The organism is Pseudoalteromonas sp. 2CM39R, from assembly GCF_023161845.1.
The window spans coordinates 68,720-93,548 of the sequence record NZ_JALNTM010000001.1; the positions used below are offsets into that span (position 1 = coordinate 68,720).

The window sequence follows — 24,829 nt, forward strand, 5'->3', positions numbered from 1 at the left end:
AATGACTACCTTTAATCCAACATTCCAGCAGCAGGCCGCTATTGACTGTGAAGGTAGCATTGTTATTACAGCTTGCCCAGGTAGCGGGAAAACCACCGTGATGAAGGAAAAAATTCGAGGGGTTACACCGAATCTACCTAGCCATAAAGGTGTGATTGCTATTACTTTCACAAAAAAAGCGAGTGGGGAACTTAAGAAGCGCTGTAAAGAGAATGCTCACGACACAAAATTGAGCTTTTTCGGCACAATAGATAGCTTTTGCTTAAAAGAAATTATATTGCCATTTTTAGGTCGAATATGGGATGGTAAACCATCTAATTGTAATATAGTAAAGAAACTAGACTCTCATCAGCAACTTTACTTATCAGAAAAATACAATTCACCTACCTATGACGAACTTAGGTCTGATGCTGGTTTTAAGGCATTGTATGATGCAGGTATATTGTGGATGAGTAGCTTTGCAGCATTGTCATTATTCATTCTTAGCAACTCTGTTTCCGCGCGGCGCTATATAAGAGCACGTTATTCGCATGTTTTTATAGATGAATATCAAGACTCGTCTCAAGCTCAGCATGAACTATTCATAAAAATAAAGGAGCTTGGTTTAATCGCAACGGCAGTCGGAGACATTGATCAGTCGATATATCAATTCAGGGGAAGTCAACCAGAATTTTTGCTTGCATTAACCAAAGACAAGGCTAACTTCCAGCACTTTGAACTCGACTTAAATCATAGATGTCACCCATCAATAGTTAATTATGCTTCTCGTGTCCTTGATGCTGCATACAAATTGATAGTTCATGATGATATTTATGTATTTAGGCGCCTTATTCGTGGGAATTTAAAAAATGCTGCAGAACATATTTCGCCATGGATAGACGATTGGATAGAAAAAAACACAATTACCTACGCATCAGATATAGCTATCCTAGCCAAGAAAGAAATATCTTTAAGAGAATTTTCAAAAGGTTTAACGCATAATTACAGGCTATATATTGATACCCCACTCAATGACATAGGTACTGAATGTGCTGACGTTTTTTCAGATTTACTATCATATAAATTCGGAGCTGTTGCAACCGCTCAGGACGTGATAGAAAAGTATTTTTTTCAACTGCCAGAGAGAAATATGCCGGACTTACGAAAACAGTTAAAGGCTATCCGATCAGAAACTACACTAGAGGATTTTATTGATAAGAGTAACGGTTTACTTGAACTAATTGGCTTTGATGATTTTGAAAAAGAAAATAATGCTGTGAGGCTCATCTGGAGCCAAGATACATTGATCAAGTTGTTCAAACCAATAGCTTTAGATGAAGTCCAATTAATGACACTTCATAAATCTAAAGGACTAGAATTCAAAATAGTATTTCATTTAGATATGGAGGAGTGGTCCTTTCCACATAGAATTCCAGGTGATAACTGGGATGATGTTAATTACCCAAGCCTAGCCGAAGATACTAACCTACACTATGTTGGGATCACGAGAGCTGAGTTATGCTGCATTTTAATTCGTACATCGTTACGCAGAAACGCGCAAGGAAACTATGGAAATTCAAGACCATCTTATTTTCTAGGTTTACCTCAACTTGAAGGCTTATACCAATGAATCACATAGGAAGATTGAAGCAAACAAAACGGGCTTGGGAGTCGTCTAAATTACGTGTAACAAGCCAAAATACTCGGAAACCGAAAACGGTGACGATGTTTGAGGCGTTATAAGGAACAATGACTTGGAAATTATTCTTTTCTTTCTATTTTTTAGCATTGGGTTTGGACTTTGGATAAGGGCTAGTATAAGTTTAGGTCAGTTGTTTAATAAAGCTCTTGGAGAAGAGGGACTTGTTAAGCAAATCGAAAACCAATTGAAATACTTTGACCAGTTTTGGGGTTTGATTTTCGGAAAACCAGATAACTATAGCATTTATCGACCAGAACTAGACCCGTATATTAAAAAAGCGAAGTCAGATCTAAAGCAAGCTTTCGTGGTAATACTCTTTATTGTGATTTTTCTGGTAGGTAGTAGTGCCTTATAACAAACAAATTATGGCACTAGCTACCGCTCGTTGGGACGCAAAACCTTGGCGTGCGCTCTCGTGACTAATTTTAACCAAACATAGTAGCACATAGTTTTTCGTTATTTACTTAGAGAGCCTGAGTTAAATGGATGTATTGAGCAAGCTTCAAGAAAAAAATAAAATCCACTCTAAGCATCAGCGTAATGCTAGCTGGAGCGCAGTTTGGGTGTTTTTACTAATGAGCCCATTGTTATACAGCTATGGCAACGAATTTTACTTTTCTGTGATAAAGAACATTCAAATTGAGGCTCCGCACCCATTTATAGTCTTATTTGGCTCGTTATGTTTTGGTTTACCTTTATTAGCTATCGGTGACTGCATTCTTTTCAAGCGCGTTAAAAAATTACTTCTTTTAATTATCGCAGAAGCTTGGTTTATCTGGTTTTGGATTGTTACTCCATTATCTTGGTTGGCATTTTTACCGTTGATTCCTGCATTTGTGATATTACAAATACAGCTTCCTAAAATAAGGACACATAAGTAAAAGGTATATAACAAGGTAATAAATAGGGTAAATTCATAGTTGGCTGTTTTCACCATGTTCAACAGTGCCAGCGAACTATAAATTTATTTTTAATTAGGAGAGAGCTATCCATGGAAGCACTGAAGCAAATTACTGATAGCCTATCTAACTCCTGCAGTATTTCGCTAGTAGTGCATTAACAGAATCTGCACTATTAATTTCATCGTTATAATTTTTAGAGAACTCCGGCCATGTGAAGTATGTGTTTTCCATTGTGATTCCTTTAAATGAAACTAGCATTGCAACTAGAAAAATTGCCTTAAAATTCACAAAATCCCTCAAAATTATCTGTCATTTAAAATCTATCATCTTATGTTTAATATCAAAAATCCAAACAAAAAAGCGCGGCTTAACTAAGCCGCGCTTTTTGCTATCAATTCACAATTAAAGTGTGTAGCTAAAGGTTAATTTAGCATTACGCTCTTCACCTGGCATACCGCCTAAGAACATTGCTTTTGAGTAATAGGTTTTGTTAAACAAATTATTTAAGTTTAACTGTAGTTTCCAATCATCTGTTTGGTATTGAATTGCAGCGTCGTAAACCGTGTAGCTTGGCACGTAGCCATCAGGAATACCAAACGAGGTTGAGTTTGTGCTGCGGTCATCAACATATTGCACGCCTGCGCTGATTGTAAGTGGCTCGGCTAAATTAAACCATTTAGCGTCATAGCTTAACCAGCTGCTTGCTGTTACATAAGGCACACCTTTTTGACGAGTATCGAAAGATGATGAGTTAGGGTTTTTCTTATCGCGGGCGTCTTGATACACCGCGTTTACGTTAAGTTTCCACTGCTCGTTTAAATCGGCATTTAAATCAAGTTCAACACCTTTGGTTTGCTCTTCACCATCGTAAAAGCTTTTTGGTACTGAGGCATCAGATACACCGGCTTCATAATCTGGGTTGGCATACTCAAGGTTTGTACGGGCACTATCAAACACCACAAGTGATGCTAGTAGTTGATCGTCAAAGGCTTTTACACGCATACCAATATCGTTACTGACTGACTCGGCGTCATCGCGGTCTGCTTCGTTACCAGACACACTACCAAGTACACTGTAGGCTGTACGTCCTTTAGAGTGGTTTACAAAGAACGAAATATCATCGCTCAGTTTGTAGGTTGCACCTAGGTTGTAGGTCATGCCGCTGTCTGATGTATCTGCTTCTGGTGTTGGCTCGGCGGCACTAGCACGGTAGCGTGCATCAACACCAAAGTGTTCGTAGCTTTGTTTAATACGGTTAAAGGCAACGCCTACACGGGTTGTGAAAGTGTCGTCAATATAGGCAACATGTTGAATACCCACACCCCAAGCTTGAACTTTTTTATTGTAATCGCTGGTTTTTAGCGGGTCGTAATCAAAAAAGCTACCTTCGCCCCAGTTCGGGTTACGAATATCAAAAATGTAAGGTAACTGACCTTGGTAAATAACCTCTCCATCTTTGTTTTTAATGACCTTGTCGGCATCGTAAATTGAGTATTGTTTAAAACGAATATCGCGGTCTTCGTAGTTGGCGTTTACCAGTAATTCGTTATCAATACCGGCAAAGCTAAAGTCATAACGCAAGTCAGCAAAGTATTGCCATGATTTTTCGTCTGCTTCTACTTGGCGGTACTCTTGGCGACGAGCGGCAAATGGGTAAAGTACGTCATCAACCACTAAAGGAGCGCGCGGGTCGGCATTGATCACGCCTCTGCGGTTCCAATAAACATAGTTATAAGCACCCGTTTGGCGGGCAAAGCTTGATTCGTAATTACGGTATTGTAGTTGCTGATTTAAAAATAAATTATCTGTAATAAAGTAATTATGAGTTAACTTAAAGCGTAGTTCTTCGCCTTCGTTATCATTCGCCATTGGCGAGATAATACCGTTATGGCCAAAGGTGTAAGGTGTTAAGCCATCATTTGCTGCCAGTGAATCTGCTAATTGCTGGCGTTGCTGATCGGTTAGTTGCAGGCCTTTTGCCGTTGCATCGTTAATTAAATCAGCAGCGGTTACTTCACCTGCGGTTTTACCATTCACTGAGTCGCTGTTAAAAATACGAATAGGGTGGCCAATTGAATCAACGGCAATGGCATCTTTGATGTAAGCGGCCGAAATCATGATGTCTTGTTTGTCGCTTAATACGTATTTTAACGCACCATAAATTTCATCTCGGTCGTCTTTTAAGTCGCGGTAACCATCGCTGCGTGCGGTTTTTGCGTTAACGCGATAAGCAAGGTTGTCGGTTAATGCTGCTGTGCTATCAAAGCCTAATGAGTAGCTATCCCATTGACCAAGCTCGGCATTAACGGTGTGCTGCTCAGTAAATTGCGGTTTCTTTTCAATAAGGTTGATAACACCACCTGCGCTACCCATACCATATAAGCCCGTTGCAGGGCCTTTAAGAACTTCTACAGATTCAACGTTGGTCATTGAGCGTGTTGGGTTAAAAGTGTTACCTAGGCCTGCACCGCCATACATGCCATCGTATGTATAGTTTGCACCTAAACCGCGGATCACTAAGTTATCGCCGATACCATAGTTGTTACCGGCTTGGGTAACACCACTGATGTTACGTACTAAGTCTTGTAAGTTTGTTGCACCTTGCGAGTTGATAAGCTCTTGATCAACAACCACAACTGGGGCTGGCGTTTCCATTAGGGTCATATTTGATTTAGTGGCAAGGCCAGATTCAAGTACTACACGGTTTTGTTTGTCGTAAACGGTAATACGCTCAACTGAATCTAAATCGTTGGCGGTTGCATTGAATGCGCTTAAGCAGGCTAGAGCTAAAATTGAGTATTTATGTGTCGTCATTATAGGTAAATTATCGAGATTTTTTGGCAATGATAATGCGAGCTATTTTCATTTCAAGTTTTATTTATCTGTTTTGGGTAATTTCTTTATTTAGATACAAGTTGCTAACAACTAATTTTATGGTTGGTAATTTTGTTTACGATATAGATACAAGGAGGGTTGCTGACTTCACTAATGCAAAGCCAGCATAATAGCTTATTTAAAAACTTTACCGTCTTTCATAACAAATTGTACATCTTCAAGTACTGCAATGTTTTCAAGCGGGTTGCCTTTTACGGCGATAATATCGGCTAAGAAACCGCTTTTGATTTGGCCAAGTTGATCATCAGCTTTAAGTAGTTTGGCACTATTGATGGTGGCAGACTGCAATGCTTGCAGCGGTGTCATACCAAACTCAACCATACGTGAAAACTGCTTTGCGTTATCGCCATGAGGGTAAATCGCTGCATCGGTACCAAATACCATGTTTACGCCTGCTTTTACTGCGCGGCTAAAGCTATCGCGTTGCTTTTTAGATACTTGGCGCTCTTTATTAAGGTTTTCTTCTGCAACCCCATTTTGTTCACCAAAGGCAAGGGTGTACTCAGTGTTGTAAATGTCCATTGAGAACCAAGTGCCGTGTTTTTTCGCAAGTTTAATGGCTTCGTCATCAACAAAACTAACGTGCTCAACACTGTCTACACCAGCAACAATGGCTGCTTTAATACCACTGGTACCGTGCGCATGGGCTGCAACGGTTAGGCCACGCAAATGAGCTTCGTCAACAATGGCGTTCATTTCGTCTTGGCTATATTGTTGAATACCGACTTTTGTGCCTTTTGAAAATACCCCGCCTGTAGCGCAAAATTTAATGGCATTGGCACCGTACTTAATGTTTTCTCGCACTTTAGCGCGCACAGCCCATGGGCCATCAGCAACGCCTTCTGCGGTGTATTTCATTTCTGGTGGTAAACGGTTGTTATCACAGTGACCGCCAGTAACACCTAAAGACGGGCCAGCCGCCCAAATACGTGGGCCAACAATGTCGCCTGCGTTAATGCCATCGCGTACTGCAATCACGCTGTAGCCTTCTGCGCCTAAGTTACGCAGCGTTGTAAAACCTGCATACAGTGTTTTTTCGGCAAAGTGCGCTGCTTTAATTGCTTTACGCGGAATCGATTGACCAATTCGCTCACTGCGAGGCACGGTAGGGTCGCTCGTTAAATGCACATGCATATCCATTAAACCTGGCACCAGAGTCAGCTCTGGTAATTGAATGTGCTTATCGCCGTCTTTTAAGCTAGGCTGTTTATTACTTTGTACGGCTGCAATTTGACCATTATCTATACTGATAAGTGGTGATTTAATCAGTTTACCTGAATTTACATCTACCATGGCTTTTGCCGATAAGTAGGTGGTTGCGTAGGTATTTAAAGAGGTTAGGCAAGCTAGGCCTAGGCTAATAGCAAGAGCTGTCTTTTTCATTTTTATTCAAAATTGGTAAGTCGAGCCGCCACTCTAGCAATCAGCTTACAAAGTGTAAATAAACTGCGATAAGTTGCAGCGATACTTGCTAAATAGGGAACTAAACCCTCATAATTTACGCGTACTCAATATAAGGGCAGGGAAAGAATGAAAAACGTAAAACTAGCACTACTTAGTTCGGCGGTGATGTTTGCATTACTTGGTTGTAATGAATCAACGCCAAGCAACGAAAAACCAACTCAAGAAGTAAGCAAACAAGCACCTAGCGCAACGTCAGCCACAGAGCAACTTGATACATTACTAGCAGACTACTTTGAAGCAGGCTTAAAGTTTAATCCAATTGGTGGTACTTACATTGGCCGTAGCGAATATAACGACCAATTTATTGCACCTATCAGTAAAGCAAACCGCGACGAGCAGCTTAACTTTGTTAAAGAATACAAAAACAAACTAGCAAATATCGACAAAGCGCAATTAACAGGTCAATCATTATTGAGCTACGAAATTCTAGCCCGCGATTTAGACCTTGCGATTGAAGGCGCTCAGTTTCCAAGTTACTTAATGCCAATTAACCAAATGGGCGGGGCGCACAATACCTTTGTTGCGCTAGGCTCTGGGCAAAGTGCACAGCCTTTTAACACGGTTGAAGATTATCAAGCATTTGAAAAACGTGCTGATGGTTTCATCGCGTGGTTAGACAGTGTTGAGCAATCAATGCGCCAAGGCATGAAAGACAAAGTGGTTCTTCCTAAGCCGCTTGCTGAAAAACTATTACCGCAATTTCAAACTCATATTGTAGAAAAACCAGAAGAGTCACTATTCTGGGGGCCAATTGCTCAGTTACCTGAGTCTTTCAGCGACGAGCAAAAAGCACAGCTTACAAGCGCCTACACGGCGATGATCAGCGAGCGTTTAGTGCCTGCGTATCAAAAAATGGCTGACTTTTTAGCGAATGAATACATTCCAAATGCCCGTGAAAGCATTGGTTACAGCGACCTGCCAAATGGTAAAGCATGGTATGAGTATCAAATTAAACAGCATACTACGCTGAGCCTAAACGCCGATGAAATTCATGACATTGGCTTAAGCGAAGTATCGCGCATCTTATCTGAGATGAAAAAAGTCAAAGAGACAGTCGGTTTCGAAGGCGATTTAAAAGCGTTTTTTGAACACCTAAGAACCTCAGATGAGTTTTACTACGATACGCCAGAAGAGTTAATTGCCGCGTACGAAGCTGTAAAAGAAAAGATTGATGCTAAGCTACCACAAATGTTCGATATTGCGCCAAAAGCGCCATACGTTGTAAAAGCAGTTGAAGATTTTCGCGCTGAATCAGCTGCGGGTGCATCTTACCAGTCGCCAGCACCAGATGGTTCGCGCCCGGGTATTTTCTATATCAATACCTTTAACCTAAAAGCACAGCCTAAGTTTTTACTTGAAACCTTGTCTATTCACGAAGCCGCGCCGGGTCACCACTTTCAAATTGCCTTGCAACAAGAAATTGAAGGGTTACCACTATTCCGTAAATTCGGTGGCTACACGGTATTTGCAGAAGGTTGGGCATTGTATGCAGAAAGCTTAGGTAAAGAGCTTGGCCTATTTACCGACCCTTACATGTGGTACGGCCGTTTATCAGATGAGCAATTACGTGCAATGCGCTTAGTGCTTGATACTGGTTTCCACGCAAAAGGTTGGACACGTCAACAAGGTATTGATTACATGTTGGCTAACTCATCAATGGCCGAAAGCGACATTATTGCCGAAGTTGAGCGTTACATTGCATGGCCGGGCCAAGCGCTGTCGTACAAGTTAGGTCAGTTCAAAATTCAAGAACTACGTGACTACGCGAGCAAAGAGCTAGGCGATAAGTTCGACATTAAAGCTTTCCATACGCAAGTTCTGATTGATGGCGCATTACCTATGCCAATTCTTGAAGAGAAAATTAAGCGTTGGGTTAACGAGCAAAAATAGCTAAACTTTGCGCGCATTCTGGCTTTACGCTAGAATGCGCGCTGTTTAGGGGCTTTGAGTAATACCATGTTAGAAGATCAATTTTGGCTTAAGCGCTCGCTTGAGCAAATGTCACAACCCGAATGGGAAGCCATTTGTGACGGCTGTGGTAAATGTTGTTTAAACACATTTATCGACAGTGAAGACGAAGATGAATTTACCGCAACGGATCAACTTCGCGAGGGTGAAGAACTCATTTTCACTAATATCGTTTGCCAATACCTAGACAACGACACCTGTGGTTGTAGCGAATATGCGAACCGCCAAACCTTGGTGCCTTCATGTGTAAAGCTCACTAAAGAAAACCTCAAAGATATCTTTTTTATGCCGCAAAGCTGTAGCTACCGCCGCCTTTACGAAGGCCGTGGCCTTGCGTCTTGGCACCCGCTACTGAACGGTGGCAGTAAAGACATGATGCATGAGCTGGGTATTTCTGTGCGTGACAAAACAGTGAAAGACTGTGATGTAGACCTAGATGACTTTGATCTATACGTGGCCGAATGGCCAACCAGAGACATTGATTAATGAGCGCCCTTAAAGCAAGCATTGGCTTGTTAAACCCAAAAAGCCCAACCAATGTGGGTGGCGTATTACGTGCCGCGGGTTGTTACAATGCCAAGCAGGTTTTTTTTACTGGTAGCCGTTATTTACGCGCTAATAAGTACCATACTGATACCAAAAATGTGCTTGAGCATATTCCGCTAACGCAAGTCGAAAGCCTAGAGCAAGCAAAGCCTGAAGGTGCCACAACTGTGGTGATTGAGCTTGTTGAAGGTGCAACGCCACTGCCTGAATTTAAGCACCCTGAAAACGCATTTTATGTATTTGGCCCTGAAGATGGCTCAGTCAGTAAAGACGTGCTGAAATGGTGTGATGAAGTAGTGTATGTACCAACCATTGGCTGTATGAACCTAGCCGCAACCTGCAATGTTGTGCTTTACGACCGACTTGCCAAACTCGGTGGTATTGAGAGTTCAAACGACACCATTTGTAATAGTCGAGACACTAACAACTCACTTAAATGGCAACAAAAAAAGAGCGCAAAATAGCGCTCTTTTTAGATCTAAACTCAAAACTACTTTTTAGTAATTTGTACGTTACTTTCAAGTCCAATGCCGTTGTCGGTAATGTCTGTGGCAAAATAAACACCCACAGGTTGGTCGCGTAGTGAATCAAGCTCAGCCATTTCTTCATCACTTAATTGACCCGTTGCCGCAATCGTATCAAGCAAAGGTAATAAGATTTTTTGTACGTCGAATGCCATGTTCACAAAGCCATTTTTAGTGACACTTTGCGACTCTAAAGTCTCGGCAATCTGCTCTGACTTATCACCGGTGAAAATCACAATATGATTGCCTTTAAGGGCCATTTTTATATCAAAGTTAAGTGGCACAGGCGATGGAATGTATTCATTGATCAACACCGCATCACCATTGGCTGGTAGTTTTATGTTAGCAAGCGGCGGTACAAAACCTTGTGCAATTGAATACAAGCCATGGGCATCGGTCGCCGATAGGGTAACGATGGCATCAAGTTTGTCTATTTGTGGGCCATTGTAGTCATCGATAGTAAATGCAGCATCTTGAACGCTGACACTCATACCTTGCACGCCATTTGCAAATCCCGACATCATAGCAAGGCCAGCGGTGCTTACTTCTTGCATTTCATTTTGTAGTGCGACAATTGGGCCACAGTTAAACTCAGCTGACTTAATTGCACCGGTTAGTGTATTAGCCAGTGGCAGTACTTTTGCTACATCAATACCATAGGCAACACTCATCATTTGCCCGTCAAGCCCAGTGGTATGTTTTGGTACAAAGCCACGCACGGCTTGTAGTGTATTAAGTAAGTCTTGATCTGTGCTTTGCAGTACTGCTTTTACGTCAAAATCGGCGTAGTCGGCGGTAATACGGGTTTTTGTTGTGCCAGATACTGTTGCAGGCCATTTAGCGGCAATAGCTGCAATATCATCTTGACACTCAGGTGTTGAAATCATTGCTAATGCGTTTGATTGCTGGGCTTTATCAAGTAGCTCTTTGAGCATCTGGTGTAAGCGAGAGTCTTCTTTGCCTGTTACAGCATTGGCGATACGTTGATGATCAACAAAGCCAACCGAGTTACCATCAAGTGAGAAAGTTTTAATTAGCTCAGGCAGTTTTTTAGTTTCAGCCAGTGATTGAGCTGGTTTTTCTACGCCAAGGGCAATACGTAAATCTTGTTCGTTAGAAAGCGCAGTGGTCAGCGTGATGGTAGCCCAATTATTGTGAGTTGATGCAATTAGGTTGAAGTTATCTAAGCCTTCAAGCTCAATGGTAAAACGTGTGTAGCTTACGCCTTCAAGGCTTTCAGTTGTATACGCAATACCTGCTTCATCAGCAGATTGCTTAATGCTATTGATAATGCTGCTTTGATCAGCGACCTGAAAACGCACGATAGGCATTAAACCTTGCGCATACATCATGCCTTTGTAGTCATCACCAAAACCCCAAATCGATTTGAAGGCATCATAAGAGCTCAGTGATTGCTGGTATTTTTCCATCAGTGATGCAAGGAATAGGGCATTCTTATCATCAACTGTTTTAAGCTCAGCAATGATGGGCGTTAAATCGCTCGTGCCTTTCATTGCATCTGGCATAAGCGCAAAGTATTTGCTGTACGGAAACGGTTTAAGTTGACCATAAAAAACCGCCGTATCGGCAGGTACGTAGGCAAGCTCAGGTAAATCTACATCAACACTGGCTTTATTTTGTGAGTACAACAACGCACCTGCAACAATGGCAATCGCGCCCCCAGCAAGAAGCTTATTATTCATAGGATGAATTCCTTTTTCTTTAATTAGTTAAAAAACATACCATGAAATTTAAGCACTCTCCACTAGAGTGCTTAATAGATTTGTAAGCAATTATGAGCTGTTATATAAGATCTTCTGCGCTAGGTAATGATGCAAATGCACCATAACGGCTTACAGCAAAAGCGCCGGCTTTAGCTGCATAAGCAATGGTTTGTTCGATATTCGCTGGAGTTTGGCAAAACGCTTTAAAGCTTTGTTTGTTTTCACAGTGCTGACCAATCTTTGACAGCATGCCGCCAATAAATGCATCGCCTGCGGCTGTGGTATCAACCACTTTTGTAGCTGGTGGGCTAACTTGGCCTTTAAAGTCTGCGTGGTAAAAGCTGATTGCTTCGCCGCCATTAGTAACTAGCAAACAGGTCACACCGGCCTTTAAAATGGCATCGATAGTATGCTCAAGAGGCATTTCTTGATGGCTTTTTTGATTTAAAAACTCAAGCTCTTCAAATGAGAGTTTTACGATATCTGCAAGAGATATAACATGCCACATTCTATCTAGAGTATGGCGCATACTTGGCCATAGGTTTTCGCGCAGATTCATATCAAAGCTACAAATTGCACCGGCTTTTTTCGCCTGAGTTAAACCATAAATTGTTGTTTGATAGATGTTGTGCTCAGTCAAACTGTTGCTGCATACATGCATGATGGCGTGATTTGCAAACATTGCATGGTCAAAATCGTCTACGCGATATAGTAAATCAGCGGCTGGTGGGCGATAAAAGCTGAACGAGCGCTCGCCACTGTCATCAAGTGATACAAACGCCAATGCTGTTTTAGCTGCATCGGTGAATGTACAGTACTGGGTGTTTACCGCATGCTGATCAAGCTCTTGTTTAATAAAGTGACCAAACATATCATCGCCTAACATGCCGCAAAAGCTGGTGTTAAGGCCTAGTTTTGCTGCTGCAACAGCCACATTGGCAGGTGCGCCACCTGCATATTTGGTAAATGACTCTGGTTGTTTACCATCTGATAAAAAGTCGATTAATGCTTCGCCAAAACACACTAAACTCATTATGCATTCCTCAAGGTTAAGGTTCTTAATACTTCGTAGCAGGCACCCATAGTGTGGTAATCGGTTTTACCTGCTGGCGATTTTTCGTCACTGTATGGTTGGTTTTGTGCTGATAATATGCGATACCACGCACCATATTGGTGATCTACCATATGTTGCCAACTGTACTGCCAAATTTTTTCGTACCATTGCCAATAGCTTTCGTCATTTGTGGCATCAGCGAGTAGGGCTGCTGCGGCTAATGATTCGGCCTGCACCCAAAAGTATTTATCGCTATCACAAATTTGTTTATCTGGTGCAAAGCCATAGAAAATGCCCCCATGTTGCTGATCCCACGCGATGCTTAAGGTTTCATCAAACAGGCTTTTAGCGCGTGTTACCAGCCAAGGTTCATCAATATGGCGGTTTAAAATAAGTAACAGTTTTGCCCACTCAGTTTGATGACCTGGTTGAAATCCCCAAGGCCTAAATAAATGCTGCGGGTCTTCTTTGTTGTAATCTAAATCGATTTGCCAATTTTTAGAGTAGTGCTCCCACACCAACTGCTGGCTGTGGGCCGCCAGTTTTACGGTAAAAGTTTCGGCAAGCTCTATAGCACGCTTTAAATAACGGGTCTCGTTGGTTGCTTCAAAACACATAAGTAAGGCTTCGCATAAATGCATATTAGCATTTTGGCCGCGATAGTTATCTGCACAGCTAAAGTCGGTATTTTGCTCATCTAAATAGGCATTATGCTGTGGTTCAAAGTAGTGCTGCTCTAATAAATCCCATACCTGCGAAATGGTATTTTTGCAGTCGTTCACCCCTGCTTTTAAAGCAACCGCGTTTGCAAGCATTACAAAAGCGAGCCCATAACAATGGTTGGTGTCGTCTAACACGGTTACTGTGCCGTTATCACCTTGCTCAATAAGCCAAGCATAACCACCAGATGCTTGTTTATGCGCATGTTCAAGGTGGGCTAAACCATGTTTAGTGAGGCTTAAATATTCTGGGTCTTTAAACTCTATGTACGCCATAGCGTAATTAATCACAAAGCGGGTGCTCGAGACTAAATGGCGAGTGTGTTTATCGTAAATCGCGCCATTATCTTTAAAGAACTGATAAAAGCCAGCTAAACCATGGGCTGAATGATCAACACAATGGGGGTGATAAAAAGCAAGGGTATCTTGGATATGCTGCTTAAGAAAATCAGGGCTTTTAAAGTTAACTGTGGCCATGCGTTACTAATAAATCTGTGTTCATCTTGCAACTATAGCAGGAAATAAAAATATTGGAACGTTCCTAGTAAATCTTTGTGCTATTTTTACTTCAATGTGTAGAATCAAAGGTAACTTGTTAACGGAGTGAAAACCACGTGAGTGAAATTAATACAAACCAATCGTTTGTCGCCGATGGTTCGCAGCAAAATAAAAACTACCTGCTACCACTGACAGCAATGACAACCCTGTTCTTTTTATGGGGTTTCATTACAGTTTTAAATGACGTGTTGATCCCGCGCTTAAAAGGGGTGTTCGATTTAACCTACACAGAGGCAATGCTGGTTCAGTTTTGTTTCTTTGGTGCTTACTTTATTGTATCGCTACCTGCGGGTATGTTGGTTAAAAAAATGGGCTACAAAAATGGCGTATTAACCGGCTTAGTCGTGGCATCAATTGGCTGTATGTTATTTTACCCAGCGGTTGTTGTGCATGAGTACTGGTTATTCTTAGGTGCGTTATTTGTTCTAGCAGCAGGTATTACCGTATTACAGGTATCTGCTAACCCGTATGTTGTGGCGTTAGGTCCTGAAAAAACGGCGTCGTCACGTTTAAATTTAGCGCAAGCACTTAACTCACTAGGTACTACAGTTGGTCCATATGTGGGTGGTATTTTATTCTTTGGTACAGCAGGCACATTAGCTGCAAGCGCAGCAACTGCAGAATCTGTAAAAGTGCCTTACCTTATGCTTGCAGCAGCACTACTGACCATTGCTGTCGTATTTGCCTTCTTTAAATTACCAGTGATTGCAGAGCATACAGAAGAGCAAGACTGTAAAGCGAAAGGCCACAGCCTAGCTGAAGCACCTCATTTAATGATGGGCGTTGTAGGTATATTCTGTTATGTAGGTGCTGAGGTTTCAATTGGTAGCTTCTTAGTTAACTATTTTGGCGAAGAACACATCGCTGGCCTTGAAGAGCATGCGGCTGCAAGCCTGATTGCTTATTACTGGGGCGGTGCAATGGTGGGTCGTTTCATTGGCTCTGCAGCACTGCAAAAAATTGCGCCTTCAAAAGCGTTATTCTTTAATGCCATGATGGTTATTGTATTGCTGTTAGTGACTATATTCACTGAAGGTGATGTCGCGCTTTACTCAGTACTTGCGATTGGCTTATTCAACTCAATTATGTTCCCAACTATTTTCTCTGTTGCTATTGAAGGTTTAGGCTCACTAACCAGTAAAGGTTCGGGTTGGTTATGTTTAGCAATCGTTGGTGGTGCCTTAGTACCATTAGTACAAGGTGTAGTTGCTGATACAGTAAACATCCAACAAAGCTTCTTTGTACCAGTGATTTGTTATGCATTTATCGCTTGGTATGGCTTAAACGTTGTACGTTTAGCAGATAGCTGGAAAAAACGCATCGGCTAAAAATAACAATTAATAAAAACCCCGCACTGAGTTGCGGGGTTTTTTTGTGCCATTTTTTGCTATAGCGAACAAAACTAGATGACAAAATGATTTAATGAATACGTATTCAGGGGCGGTTTGAGTATTAATTTATAGGAACGTTCCAATTGGGTTTTTGCTGCTTTTTTATTAATGCGACTTAAGAAGTTGAAATGGCTGCCGTTAACAAAGTAATTGATTTTCAAAGAAAGCGTACTTTAATAAAAGGAACGTTTTTCTAGTTTTAGCTTAATTTTATAAGACAAAGAGCTTTAAATTTGTTAAATATAAAGAGGCTAACAACGAAAAAAATAACAAACAGGTTTGTCATGCAAAGCACTCTTAAATTTACCACCAAGGTAACTGTGGCTGCATCACTGGTTTTAGTGATAGTGCTCGGTTTATTCACCATTAATAACTTCATCTCTATGCGCAGCCAAACGCAGGAGCAGCTTTCGCTCGTTCTTCAAGAGATTTCTCAGTCAGTGTCGCAAAACATAGCTAACTGGTTAAATGCTAAATTAGCGATTGTTTCGTCAGTAGCTGATACCTATCAACTTGGTGATAGCAAAGAGCTTACGCTTACTCAGCTGAACACAGCCGACAAAGCGGGGAGTTTTAAAAATACCTATATCGGTATCACGGATGGCACCTTTGTATTAAACGACCAATCTGTTGTCTTACCGCCAGACTACGATGCAACAACACGCCCGTGGTACAAACTTGTTGAAAACAAATCAAACACTGCCTTTACTGCCCCTTATATTGACGTAACCACCAATGAACTGACTATTTCAGCTGTAGCGCCTATGCAAGCTAACGGTGTATTTAGTGGTGTTGCAGGTGCCGACATCGACATGAAAACCATTACTAAAATCGTCAATGAAATTGACTTTTTAGGGTTCGGTTATGGCTTTTTACTAGATAGTGAAGGGCGCATTTTAAGCCACCCAGAAACTAAATTTAACGACAAAAACATGAGTGACTTATTTGGTAAAAGCTTATCGTTACAATCTGAGTTTGTTGAAGTACAGGTAGGTGGCTTAGACAAATTAGTATCGTTTACCAAAATCAAAGGAATTCAAAACGTTGATTGGTATTTAGGTGTGGTAATCAACGAAGAAATTGCTTACTCATCAGTTGCCTCATTTAGAAATATGGCGGCTATTTACATGCTAATGGGTATAGCGGCGATTGTATTAATGATGCAGTTTTTACTTCGCTATTTAATGCGCCCAATGCAACGCTTAAACGATGCAATTAAAGATATTGCCCAAGGTGAGGGAGATTTAACCCGTCGTCTTGAGGTTGAAAATAATGACGAGTTTGGCGAGTTAAGCCATTATTTTAATGCGTTCATCGAGAAAATTCATACATCAATCGAACAAGTTAAAAATACCACCGTTGAGCTTGAGCGATTAGTTGAGAGTTTAGTTAATCAAACTCAAGGCACGCTCGACATGTATGCTGACCAAACAAAACGTACTGATAACGTTGCAACTGCAATCAATGAACTGACATCGAGTGCGGTAGAAATTTCAAATAGTGCAAGTAATGCGTCAACGTTAGCAACCAGTGCTAACAGCCAATCATTACAAAGCCAATCTGCATTAGCTGACAACTTAGCAGCTATTAATGCTTTATCTCGTAATATGGAGCAGGCGCAACAAACCATTAATAGTTTAGATGCACATACTGTAAGCATTGGCCAAGTGCTTGAAGTGATCAAAGGTGTGAGCGAGCAAACTAACTTACTAGCACTTAATGCAGCGATAGAAGCTGCACGTGCTGGTGAAGCGGGTCGTGGTTTTGCGGTTGTAGCCGACGAAGTACGTCAACTTGCGCACCGTACACAACAATCAACTCAAGAAATCGAAGACACCATTTCTCAGTTACAACAAGGCTCTGCGTCTGCCGTTGAAGTTATGACGGCCAGTATCCGCGACAGTGAAAAGAGTGTTGAGCAAGCTCATGTAGCTGGCGATAAAATGGCTGAGGTAACCCGTGCCATTGAATCAATTGATGAGGTGAACCACAGTGTTGCTAATGCCACGACTGAACAAAACCAAGTAATTCAAAGCCTAGACAGTGACATACACTCAATTAGTGAGCTTTCAAATCAAGGTCAAAGTAATCTTAATAACACCTTGAATGAGTGCACTAAATTGAAAGCCCAGTTCTATGAGCTTGAGCAATTGGTACTTAAATTTAAAGTTTAGTTGTTAAGAGACTGCAATTTTGGATCAAAATTGGCTTAATGCCATTACGTTAAACAGTGTCGACACGGCGGATAAACAGCGCCGTGCCTTCACGTTAGTTACTATGGCTTTTTTTGCCACCGTATTAATCACTTCGTTAGTGTTATCTAACTATCAAATTTACGCCTTACCGCTCACTATTATGTTAGTGGTGAGCGATATAACTATTGTACTGTGCATGCTCTATTACTTTCGCACAGGTGCTTTAGTCTCTGTAAGCTGCATTATTTTATCGATTATTTTGCTGCTTTGCGTGGCACTGGTGTACACCGGCGGCAAAGAAAACACCGCTTTATATTGGCTCATGTTTTACCCTATTGTGGCTTATGTCACTTTAGGGTTAAAAGTGGGCAGTGTGTTGGTTGGAATTATGTATGCTAGTGCAGTTGCACTGCTTTTTAGCCCCAACTTTGGCCAAGCGCATTACGGGCAAGTTGAAACTTCACGCTTTTTAGCCTCTTTCACTTTGGTGATTTTATTCTCTGGGATCAGTGAATACTTTAGGCAAAAAAGCCATCAAAAAATTGCTGATATTACTTTAATAGAAAAACGCGATGCATTAACAGACCCACTAACAGGTCTTGCTAATCGTCGTTATATTTATGAACATATTCAGCCGCGCCTTGAAGCTGAAGCGGCAAACTACTTACCTATGTCGGTATTATTAATTGATTTAGATAACTTTAAATCATTAAATGATACTTATGGTCATGACTTTGGCGATCAGGCATTAATTGCCTTTACCTCTATGCTGCACGATAAATTACGTGGCACAGATATAAAAGCCCGTTATGGCGGCGAAGAGTTTATTATTTTGCTACCAAAAGCGGGGCTTAACATTGCCCATGCCGTGGCCGAAAAGTTGCGTAGTTATGTCGCCGAAAAACAGATCCCCTATGATGTGGGGCAGTCTGTGACTATTACTTGTAGTATTGGTATTGCCAGCCTCGAGCGAGGCAGTCAATTTAGTAAAGCGATTAAACAAGCCGACGACAACCTCTATAAAGCCAAAGCAAAAGGGCGTAATGTAGTGGTCTCTGATTTAACTGAGATAAGCTAAATGGCAAAGCTAATTTATGTATACGACCCGATGTGTAGTTGGTGCTGGGGTTACAGAGAAACCTGGTTAAAACTAAAGGCAGCCCTTGGCGATAAACTGGCTATTGAATATAAAGTGGGTGGCCTTGCGCCTGATACAGATGAGCCAATGCTTAAAGAGATGCAGCAGTTTTTACAGCAAACATGGCAACGTATTGAACAGCAGCTTGGCACGCCATTTAATCATGAGTTTTGGCATACCGCGAAACCGCGTCGTTCTACTTACCCAGCGTGCCGCGCTGTGCTTGTTGCAAGGCAGCACAATAAAGAATGTGAAATGCTACACGCCATTCAAAAAGCCTACTACTTAGATGCACAAAATCCATCTGACATCAGCACTCTTGCAAGCCTTGCTGAGCAAATAGGGTTAGAAAAAAACGCATTCATTAACGAAATTGAAAGTGAAAAAATAAATTCGTTACTTTTGGCCGAAATAAACCAAGCGAGAAGCTTACCTATTCAAGGTTTTCCTTCTTTAGTCCTTGAAAATAAAGGCCTCTACGCTGCTATCCCTGTTAATTATCAAGACTGGCAAAGCACTTATCAGCAAATCCTATCCCATATTTAGTTCCCGAAACCCTGCAACTTTTGCCTTATCTTTGCGCAATATAAACTAATTGTTACAGCTGTCATATTTTTGTATTTTTTGCGCAACATGCTTGTCATTTTTCATCGTTATCCTTTCGCACAATAAAACAACCCAACTAGCAAATTAAGCTAACTTAACGAGTAAAGGTGTATGCGATGAAAGGCGTTAAACCACTGATTTTAGCAGGTATTGTAGCGGCATCTGCAGCAGTACATGCAAACGATCTAGATAAAGTAATTGATAAAAGCAGCGAGATAAACAAATCTGCAGCGCAATCACAAACTAAAATCGACAAGATTGCAGATTCAATGCAAGGTCGTTTACAACAATTCAAAGCCCTTAATAAAGAAATTGACGGCTTAACTGTTTATAACGCGCAACTTACTAAGCAATTAAATAACCAAATTGCAGAAATGGACGCGTTAAACGAGTCAATGGATCAGGTATCAGTTATTGAGCGTCAAATCACGCCGTTAATGATGCGTATGATCACAGGTCTTGAGCAATTCGTTGCACTAGATGTGCCTTTCTTAACTGAAGAACGTAGCAAGCGTATTGCATCATTAAAAGAAATGATGGACCGCGCAGACATCACTTCAAGTGAAAAATTCCGCCGCTTACTTGAAGCTTACCAAGTAGAAGTTGATTACGGTCGCACTATCGAAGCGTACACATCATTACTGAATGTAGATGGCCAAGAGCGCGAAGTAGATTTCTTACGCATCGGTCGTTTAGAACTTATTTATTTAACACGCGATGGCAAAAAAGCAGGTAGCTGGGATAAAGAAACAAAATCGTTTGTTGAATTACCAGATTCTGCAATCAGCCAAATCAACAAAGGTTTACGCATTGCACGTAAGCAACTTGCCCCAGATATGTTAACACTGCCAGTCCACGCTGCTGAATAAGAGGTTTGAGATGAAATTATTAACTAAAATGACAAAAATGGCCGTGTTTGCAGCTGGCCTTGGTTTTGCTAGTAGTAGCCTAGCGGCTGAGCCAATGGATTTAGACTCATTACTAAAAACATTAGAGCAAGGTAAAGCACAGCAAAGCGCTGAAAATAAACAACGTGAACAAGAGTTCATGGCGCGTCAAAACGAACAAGTACAAATGCTTAAAGATACACAAGCAAAACGTACTGCAATGCTTAACGAATCAGAGCGTTTAGAAACTCAGTTTGAAGAAAACGAAGTAAAGCTAGCTAACTTAACAGATACACTTTCAAACCGCATGGGTTCACTTAAAGAGCTATTCGGTGTGTTACAACAAGTAGCAGGCGATTCAAGCAACAAATTCATGACGTCAGTTGTTTCTGCAGAGCTTCCTGGTCGTAGTAACTTCATGGATGAACTAGCACAAAAAATGGGTTCAACATCAAAGCTTGCTTCTATCGATGATATCGAAAAAGTATGGTTTGAATTACAACGCGAAATGACTGAGCAAGGTAAAGTATCTCGCTTTACAACAGATGTAATCGTTGAAGGTGGCAGCAAAGCACAAAAAGAAGTGGTGCGTGTTGGTGCATTTAACTTAATCGCAGATGGTAAATACCTAGAGTACACACCGGCTACAAATACAATCAGCCAGCTTACACGTCAGCCTAGCAGCCGTTACACAGCAACTGCAGCTGATTTACAGCAAGCAAACTCAGGTGTTGTACCGTTTGCACTTGACCCTACAGGTGGTTCAATCTTAGGTCTTTTAGTACAAGCCCCAGATACTGAAGAGCAGGTTCACCAAGGTGGTACGGTTGGTTACATCATCTTAGGTGTTGGCTTAATCGCTTTACTAATCGCACTTGAGCGTTTTGTATCTCTAATGATTATGGGTAGCAAAATCCGTCGTCAGCTTAAAGATACAGTGGCACGTGATGACAACCCACTTGGTCGTGTAATGAAAGTGAAAGATCAGTACCCAGATGTAGCGTACGACACGCTTGAGCTTAAATTAAGCGAAGCAATCATTCGTGAAATGCCAAAAATTACTCGTAACCTGACGCTAATTAAGATTATCTCTGTGGTAGCACCACTACTTGGTCTACTAGGTACGGTAACCGGTATGATTAACACCTTCCAAGCAATTACCTTGTTCGGTACAGGTGACCCTAAACTAATGGCGGGTGGTATTTCTCAGGCACTTGTAACAACGGTACTTGGTCTGGTTGTGGCTATCCCAACAGTATTCTTATACACACTTCTTAACACACGTTCTAAAAACATGCTGTTGATTTTACAAGAGCAAAGCGCAGGTATCATCGCAGAGCGAAGCGAGAAAGGAGCATAAATCATGGTGCTATTGATTGATGCAATCAATGCTCTACGTGATTTCCTCGACACAGGTGGCCAAGTTCTCTTGGTCATCGGGGTCCTCATCTTCGCGATGTGGTTATTGATACTTGAGCGTTTTATGTTTTTCTTTGGTGGCTTTAAACGCTACAAGAAAGACGTAAAAAGCACTTGGAGCAATAGAGCAGAGCGTAACAGCTGGAACGCAGAGCAAATTCGCCAAGCGATGATTTCACGCGCTGGCATGCAACTAAATAATAACCTTGCGCTAATCAACGTAATGGTTGCGTTATGTCCACTTTTAGGTCTGTTAGGTACCGTAACCGGCATGATCGAAGTATTTGATGTAATGGCAATTACAGGCACAGGCAGTGCACGTTCGATGGCATCAGGGGTGTCTAAAGCCACTATCCCAACAATGGCCGGTATGGTGGGTGCACTTTCAGGGGTTTTCGCATCAACGTTCTTACAACGTCGTGCAAAACGCGAAGTGCAATTACTTGAAGACAACATGGTCTTAGACCACTAAACGAATTTTAGGGTGATGTGAGCATCACCCACTAGGAGACTAACAATGAGAGCGCCACTAGGTAACTTATTTCAAGAAGACGACGCTGAAGAAATTAACATGACGCCAATGCTAGACGTTGTTTTCATCATGCTTATCTTCTTTATCGTAACAGCATCATTCGTAAAAGAAGCCGGTATTGATGTAAACCGCCCTGAAGCGGCAACGGCAGTGAAAAAAGAGCGTGCCAACATCTTAGTTGCTATTTCTGACAAAGGTGAAATTTGGATCAACAAACGCCAAGTAGATGTTCGTGCAGTACAAGCAAATATCGAGCGCTTAAAAGCTGAAAACCCGCAAGGTAGCGTGGTTATTCAAGCTGATAAGAAAGCCACAACCGATGTACTTATTAAAGTAATGGATGCATCGCGTGCTGCAGGCGCATTTGATGTGTCGATTGCTGCGCAAGAAGCATCATAAGGAATGTGAGCGATGCGTTATATAGTTGCATTAATCATCGCTGGTATCGTGACTGTTATGCTGTTTTTAGGCATGCAGGCACTGATCACCGGTGGTGAAGGGGCCATGTCTGAGCCCGTAAAAGGAAACGTACTTGATTTTGTTCGTCTGAAAAAAGAAGAGACAGTGCAAAAGAAAGAACGTAAACCGCAAAAGCCACCAACGCCAAAAGAGCCACCTCCGCCAATGGAATCACCGCAAATGCAAAACAGTGATCCTAACGCGAGCAATGCCAACTTTGACTTTGGTGCCAGTGTTGAAGCCGACGTTAACTTAGCTGGTGGCTTAGCCCTTGAATCAAGCGACGGTGAATACCTACCGATTGTAAAAGTAGCGCCAGTATATCCGCGCCGAGCTTTATCGCGTGGTATCGAAGGCTATGTGATTGTTGAGTTTACAGTAACCAAGCAAGGCACAGTACGTGACCCGAAAGTTATTAAAGCTGAACCAGAGTCATTGTTTGACCGCGCTGCGATGGATGCAGCACTTAAATTTAAATATAAACCGCGCGTTGTTAACGGTGAAGCTGTTGAAGTAGCGGGCGTACAGAACAAAATTTCTTTCCAAATTAACGGTTAGAAAAGAGGAATGCGATTATGAAACCTTTAAAAGTTGCCGTGATTTGCGCGGCTGCTTTCACAAGCAGCCTTGTAGTCCCAAGCGTTGTTAGCATGTTACCAGGTGTTACACTGGCAACGGCTTACGCACAAGAACAAAAAACTAAACGAGTACCTGCACTGCGCGAAAAAGTGTATAGCCAATTAGCACGAGCACAAAAGCTAGCTGATGATGGAGATGCAAAAGCAGGGCTAGAAGCTCTTGATAGTATTCAAGAGCGCTCTTCAAGCATGAACTCGTATGAAATTGCCATGATGCATAATTTCTACGGTTTTATTTACTACAACGAAAACGACCTTGATAAAGCAATTGCGTCGTTTGAAAAAGTAGTAAACGAAGATGCGATTCCAGAAACATTACGTGTAAGCACCACCTTTAGCTTGGCGCAACTTGCAATGGCTAATAGCGATTACGAAAAGGTAATCAAATATTTAGCACAGTGGGATGTGATTAACGACAAGCCTAAAACAGATGCTTATTATGTATTGAAATCTCAAGCTTATTATCAGCTTAAAGATTACCAAAAGGGCATTGAGAATATTAACCTAGCTATCGCAGAAGCTGACAGCAAAGGTGAGATGCCGAAAGAAAACTGGTTAATCTTACAACGTGCAATGTACTACTCACTTAATCAGTCTGACAAAGTGGTCGAGGTGCTTGAGCGTTTAGTTAAGCTTTACAACAAGCCAGAGTACTGGGTTCAGTTAGGTGGCATGTACGGTGAAACGGGTGCAGAGAAAAAGCAATTAGCGATTTTAGAAGCGGCATACCAACAAGGTTTCATGAAATCTAAATCAGATTTACGTCAATTATCACAAGTGTATTTATACAACGGCCTGGCTTTTAAAGCGGCGAACGTGATGAGTAAAGCAATGCAAGACGGTGTCGCTGAAAAATCAGCGAAAAACTATGCCTTTGTTGCAGAAGCAATGGTACAAGCAAAAGAGGGTGAAAAGTCACTTCCGTACTTTGCAAAAGCCGCTGATTTAGTAACGCACGGTCAGTACGAACAACGTATTGCAGAGGTAAGCATTAATCTTGAAAAATACGAAGAAGCAGCGGATGCAGCACGTAAAGCCCTAGATAAAGGTGGCTTAGAGTTTGAATCGAATGTGTATGTTGCCTTAGGTATGGCGCAGTACAATTTACAAAACTTTGATGCCTCGATTTTAGCGTTTGAACAAGCGGAAAAACACAAAAAGTCGCAGCGTTTAGCTGAGCAATGGATCAAGTATGTGAAGCGTGAAAAAGTGCACGCCGAAACATTACGTACCGCTTTACTCTAAATCGTATTCAACAGGTAAGCGTACAAAAGAACTAATTTATAATCGCAACACCAAAGCTGCCTTCGGGCGGCTTTTTTCCGTTCCTAAAACTAACTAACTTACTCTTTTATATATAATTAATATTGTCATTTTATGTTTATTAAAGTGTAACTAGTTTGTCATACAGCTCCCGTAAGGTAGTCGCAGTTTAAAACTCAAGTGACCCAAAAGCATTAAGTTTCAGTGTTTTTTGGTGACTTGAGTTTATGCGCTAACACAATAATTAAATATCTATCTTAACGGAG

Annotated in this window: 21 protein-coding genes; 16 read left to right on the top strand and 5 right to left on the bottom strand. The window is 41.5% G+C overall.

The features are described 5' to 3' along the window. The first annotated feature begins 1 nt into the window (after position 1). The 3 genes from MTF66_RS00325 (at position 2) to MTF66_RS00335 (ending at position 2,562) form a co-directional block, all read left to right on the top strand. Positions 2 to 1,609, top strand: a complete 1,608-nt coding sequence (locus MTF66_RS00325) for a UvrD-helicase domain-containing protein (RefSeq protein ID WP_248525857.1) — start codon at positions 2 to 4, stop codon at positions 1,607 to 1,609. Between the two features lie 124 nt (positions 1,610 to 1,733). Beyond that, the gene (locus MTF66_RS00330; RefSeq protein WP_248525859.1) at positions 1,734 to 2,036 is read left to right on the top strand and encodes a hypothetical protein; all 303 of its coding nucleotides are present in this window, start codon (positions 1,734 to 1,736) and stop codon (positions 2,034 to 2,036) included. 127 nt (positions 2,037 to 2,163) lie between these two features. Continuing rightward, the gene (locus MTF66_RS00335; protein ID WP_248525861.1) at positions 2,164 to 2,562 is read left to right on the top strand and encodes a hypothetical protein; all 399 of its coding nucleotides are present in this window, start codon (positions 2,164 to 2,166) and stop codon (positions 2,560 to 2,562) included. 423 nt (positions 2,563 to 2,985) lie between these two features. Here MTF66_RS00335 and MTF66_RS00340 read toward each other — a convergent pair whose 3' ends face one another. Both MTF66_RS00340 and MTF66_RS00345 read right to left on the bottom strand, forming a co-directional pair. Further along, complete coding sequence (locus MTF66_RS00340; RefSeq protein ID WP_248525863.1) at positions 2,986 to 5,397, bottom strand: TonB-dependent siderophore receptor; 2,412 nt, start codon at positions 5,395 to 5,397, stop codon at positions 2,986 to 2,988. Between the two features lie 195 nt (positions 5,398 to 5,592). Then, on the bottom strand, positions 5,593 to 6,861 hold the full coding sequence (locus tag MTF66_RS00345) for an amidohydrolase family protein (RefSeq protein ID WP_248525865.1): 1,269 nt from the start codon (positions 6,859 to 6,861) through the stop codon (positions 5,593 to 5,595). A 147-nt stretch (positions 6,862 to 7,008) separates the two neighbouring features. Here MTF66_RS00345 and MTF66_RS00350 point away from each other — a divergent pair, with 147 nt between their 5' ends. The 3 genes from MTF66_RS00350 (at position 7,009) to MTF66_RS00360 (ending at position 9,920) form a co-directional block, all read left to right on the top strand. Next, positions 7,009 to 8,832, top strand: a complete 1,824-nt coding sequence (locus MTF66_RS00350) for a DUF885 family protein (protein WP_248525866.1) — start codon at positions 7,009 to 7,011, stop codon at positions 8,830 to 8,832. 66 nt (positions 8,833 to 8,898) lie between these two features. Further along, positions 8,899 to 9,396, top strand: a complete 498-nt coding sequence (locus MTF66_RS00355; RefSeq protein ID WP_054552059.1) for a YcgN family cysteine cluster protein — start codon at positions 8,899 to 8,901, stop codon at positions 9,394 to 9,396. Continuing rightward, on the top strand, positions 9,396 to 9,920 hold the full coding sequence (locus MTF66_RS00360; protein WP_054552060.1) for an RNA methyltransferase: 525 nt from the start codon (positions 9,396 to 9,398) through the stop codon (positions 9,918 to 9,920). Before MTF66_RS00355 ends, MTF66_RS00360 begins: the two co-directional genes overlap by 1 nt. A gap of 26 nt (positions 9,921 to 9,946) precedes the next feature. On the opposite strand, the gene MTF66_RS00365 is transcribed toward MTF66_RS00360, so the two are convergent. The 3 genes from MTF66_RS00365 to MTF66_RS00375 all read right to left on the bottom strand — a co-directional run bounded on the left by MTF66_RS00365 (position 9,947) and on the right by MTF66_RS00375 (position 13,954). Then, positions 9,947 to 11,683 carry a hypothetical protein gene (locus MTF66_RS00365; protein WP_248525868.1) on the bottom strand — a complete coding sequence of 579 codons (1,737 nt, stop codon included), beginning with the start codon at positions 11,681 to 11,683 and terminating at the stop codon, positions 9,947 to 9,949. A 100-nt stretch (positions 11,684 to 11,783) separates the two neighbouring features. Then, complete coding sequence (locus MTF66_RS00370) at positions 11,784 to 12,737, bottom strand: carbohydrate kinase (RefSeq protein WP_248525870.1); 954 nt, start codon at positions 12,735 to 12,737, stop codon at positions 11,784 to 11,786. Continuing rightward, positions 12,737 to 13,954 (bottom strand): AGE family epimerase/isomerase, encoded by a 1,218-nt coding sequence (locus MTF66_RS00375; RefSeq protein ID WP_248525877.1) that lies wholly within the window; start codon positions 13,952 to 13,954, stop codon positions 12,737 to 12,739. The genes MTF66_RS00370 and MTF66_RS00375 overlap by 1 nt, the downstream gene beginning before the upstream one ends. A 137-nt stretch (positions 13,955 to 14,091) precedes the next feature. Between MTF66_RS00375 and fucP the strand changes: the two genes are divergently transcribed. From fucP to MTF66_RS00425, 10 genes are all read left to right on the top strand, one after another. Next, a complete protein-coding gene (gene fucP / locus MTF66_RS00380) occupies positions 14,092 to 15,363 on the top strand; it encodes an L-fucose:H+ symporter permease (protein ID WP_248525879.1) in 1,272 nt (423 codons plus the stop codon). Positions 15,364 to 15,710: 347 nt separating this feature from the next. Then, positions 15,711 to 17,600 carry a methyl-accepting chemotaxis protein gene (locus MTF66_RS00385; protein WP_248525881.1) on the top strand — a complete coding sequence of 630 codons (1,890 nt, stop codon included), beginning with the start codon at positions 15,711 to 15,713 and terminating at the stop codon, positions 17,598 to 17,600. A 19-nt stretch (positions 17,601 to 17,619) separates the two neighbouring features. After that, a complete protein-coding gene (locus MTF66_RS00390; RefSeq protein WP_248525882.1) occupies positions 17,620 to 18,699 on the top strand; it encodes a diguanylate cyclase in 1,080 nt (359 codons plus the stop codon). Beyond that, complete coding sequence (locus MTF66_RS00395; RefSeq protein ID WP_248525884.1) at positions 18,700 to 19,305, top strand: DsbA family protein; 606 nt, start codon at positions 18,700 to 18,702, stop codon at positions 19,303 to 19,305. It begins immediately after the preceding gene. A gap of 176 nt (positions 19,306 to 19,481) precedes the next feature. Next, complete coding sequence (locus MTF66_RS00400) at positions 19,482 to 20,234, top strand: DUF3450 domain-containing protein (RefSeq protein WP_054552068.1); 753 nt, start codon at positions 19,482 to 19,484, stop codon at positions 20,232 to 20,234. Between the two features lie 10 nt (positions 20,235 to 20,244). Continuing rightward, on the top strand, positions 20,245 to 21,612 hold the full coding sequence (locus tag MTF66_RS00405) for a MotA/TolQ/ExbB proton channel family protein (protein WP_248525886.1): 1,368 nt from the start codon (positions 20,245 to 20,247) through the stop codon (positions 21,610 to 21,612). A gap of 3 nt (positions 21,613 to 21,615) precedes the next feature. Beyond that, positions 21,616 to 22,143, top strand: coding sequence for a MotA/TolQ/ExbB proton channel family protein (locus MTF66_RS00410; RefSeq protein ID WP_248525888.1), 528 nt, complete (start codon positions 21,616 to 21,618; stop codon positions 22,141 to 22,143). A gap of 45 nt (positions 22,144 to 22,188) precedes the next feature. Then, a complete protein-coding gene (locus MTF66_RS00415; RefSeq protein WP_036971869.1) occupies positions 22,189 to 22,602 on the top strand; it encodes a biopolymer transporter ExbD in 414 nt (137 codons plus the stop codon). Between the two features lie 12 nt (positions 22,603 to 22,614). Continuing rightward, positions 22,615 to 23,220, top strand: coding sequence for an energy transducer TonB (locus tag MTF66_RS00420; RefSeq protein ID WP_054552071.1), 606 nt, complete (start codon positions 22,615 to 22,617; stop codon positions 23,218 to 23,220). A gap of 17 nt (positions 23,221 to 23,237) precedes the next feature. Next, positions 23,238 to 24,545 (top strand): lipopolysaccharide assembly protein LapB, encoded by a 1,308-nt coding sequence (locus MTF66_RS00425; protein ID WP_248525890.1) that lies wholly within the window; start codon positions 23,238 to 23,240, stop codon positions 24,543 to 24,545. The last annotated feature ends 284 nt before the right edge of the window (positions 24,546 to 24,829 follow it).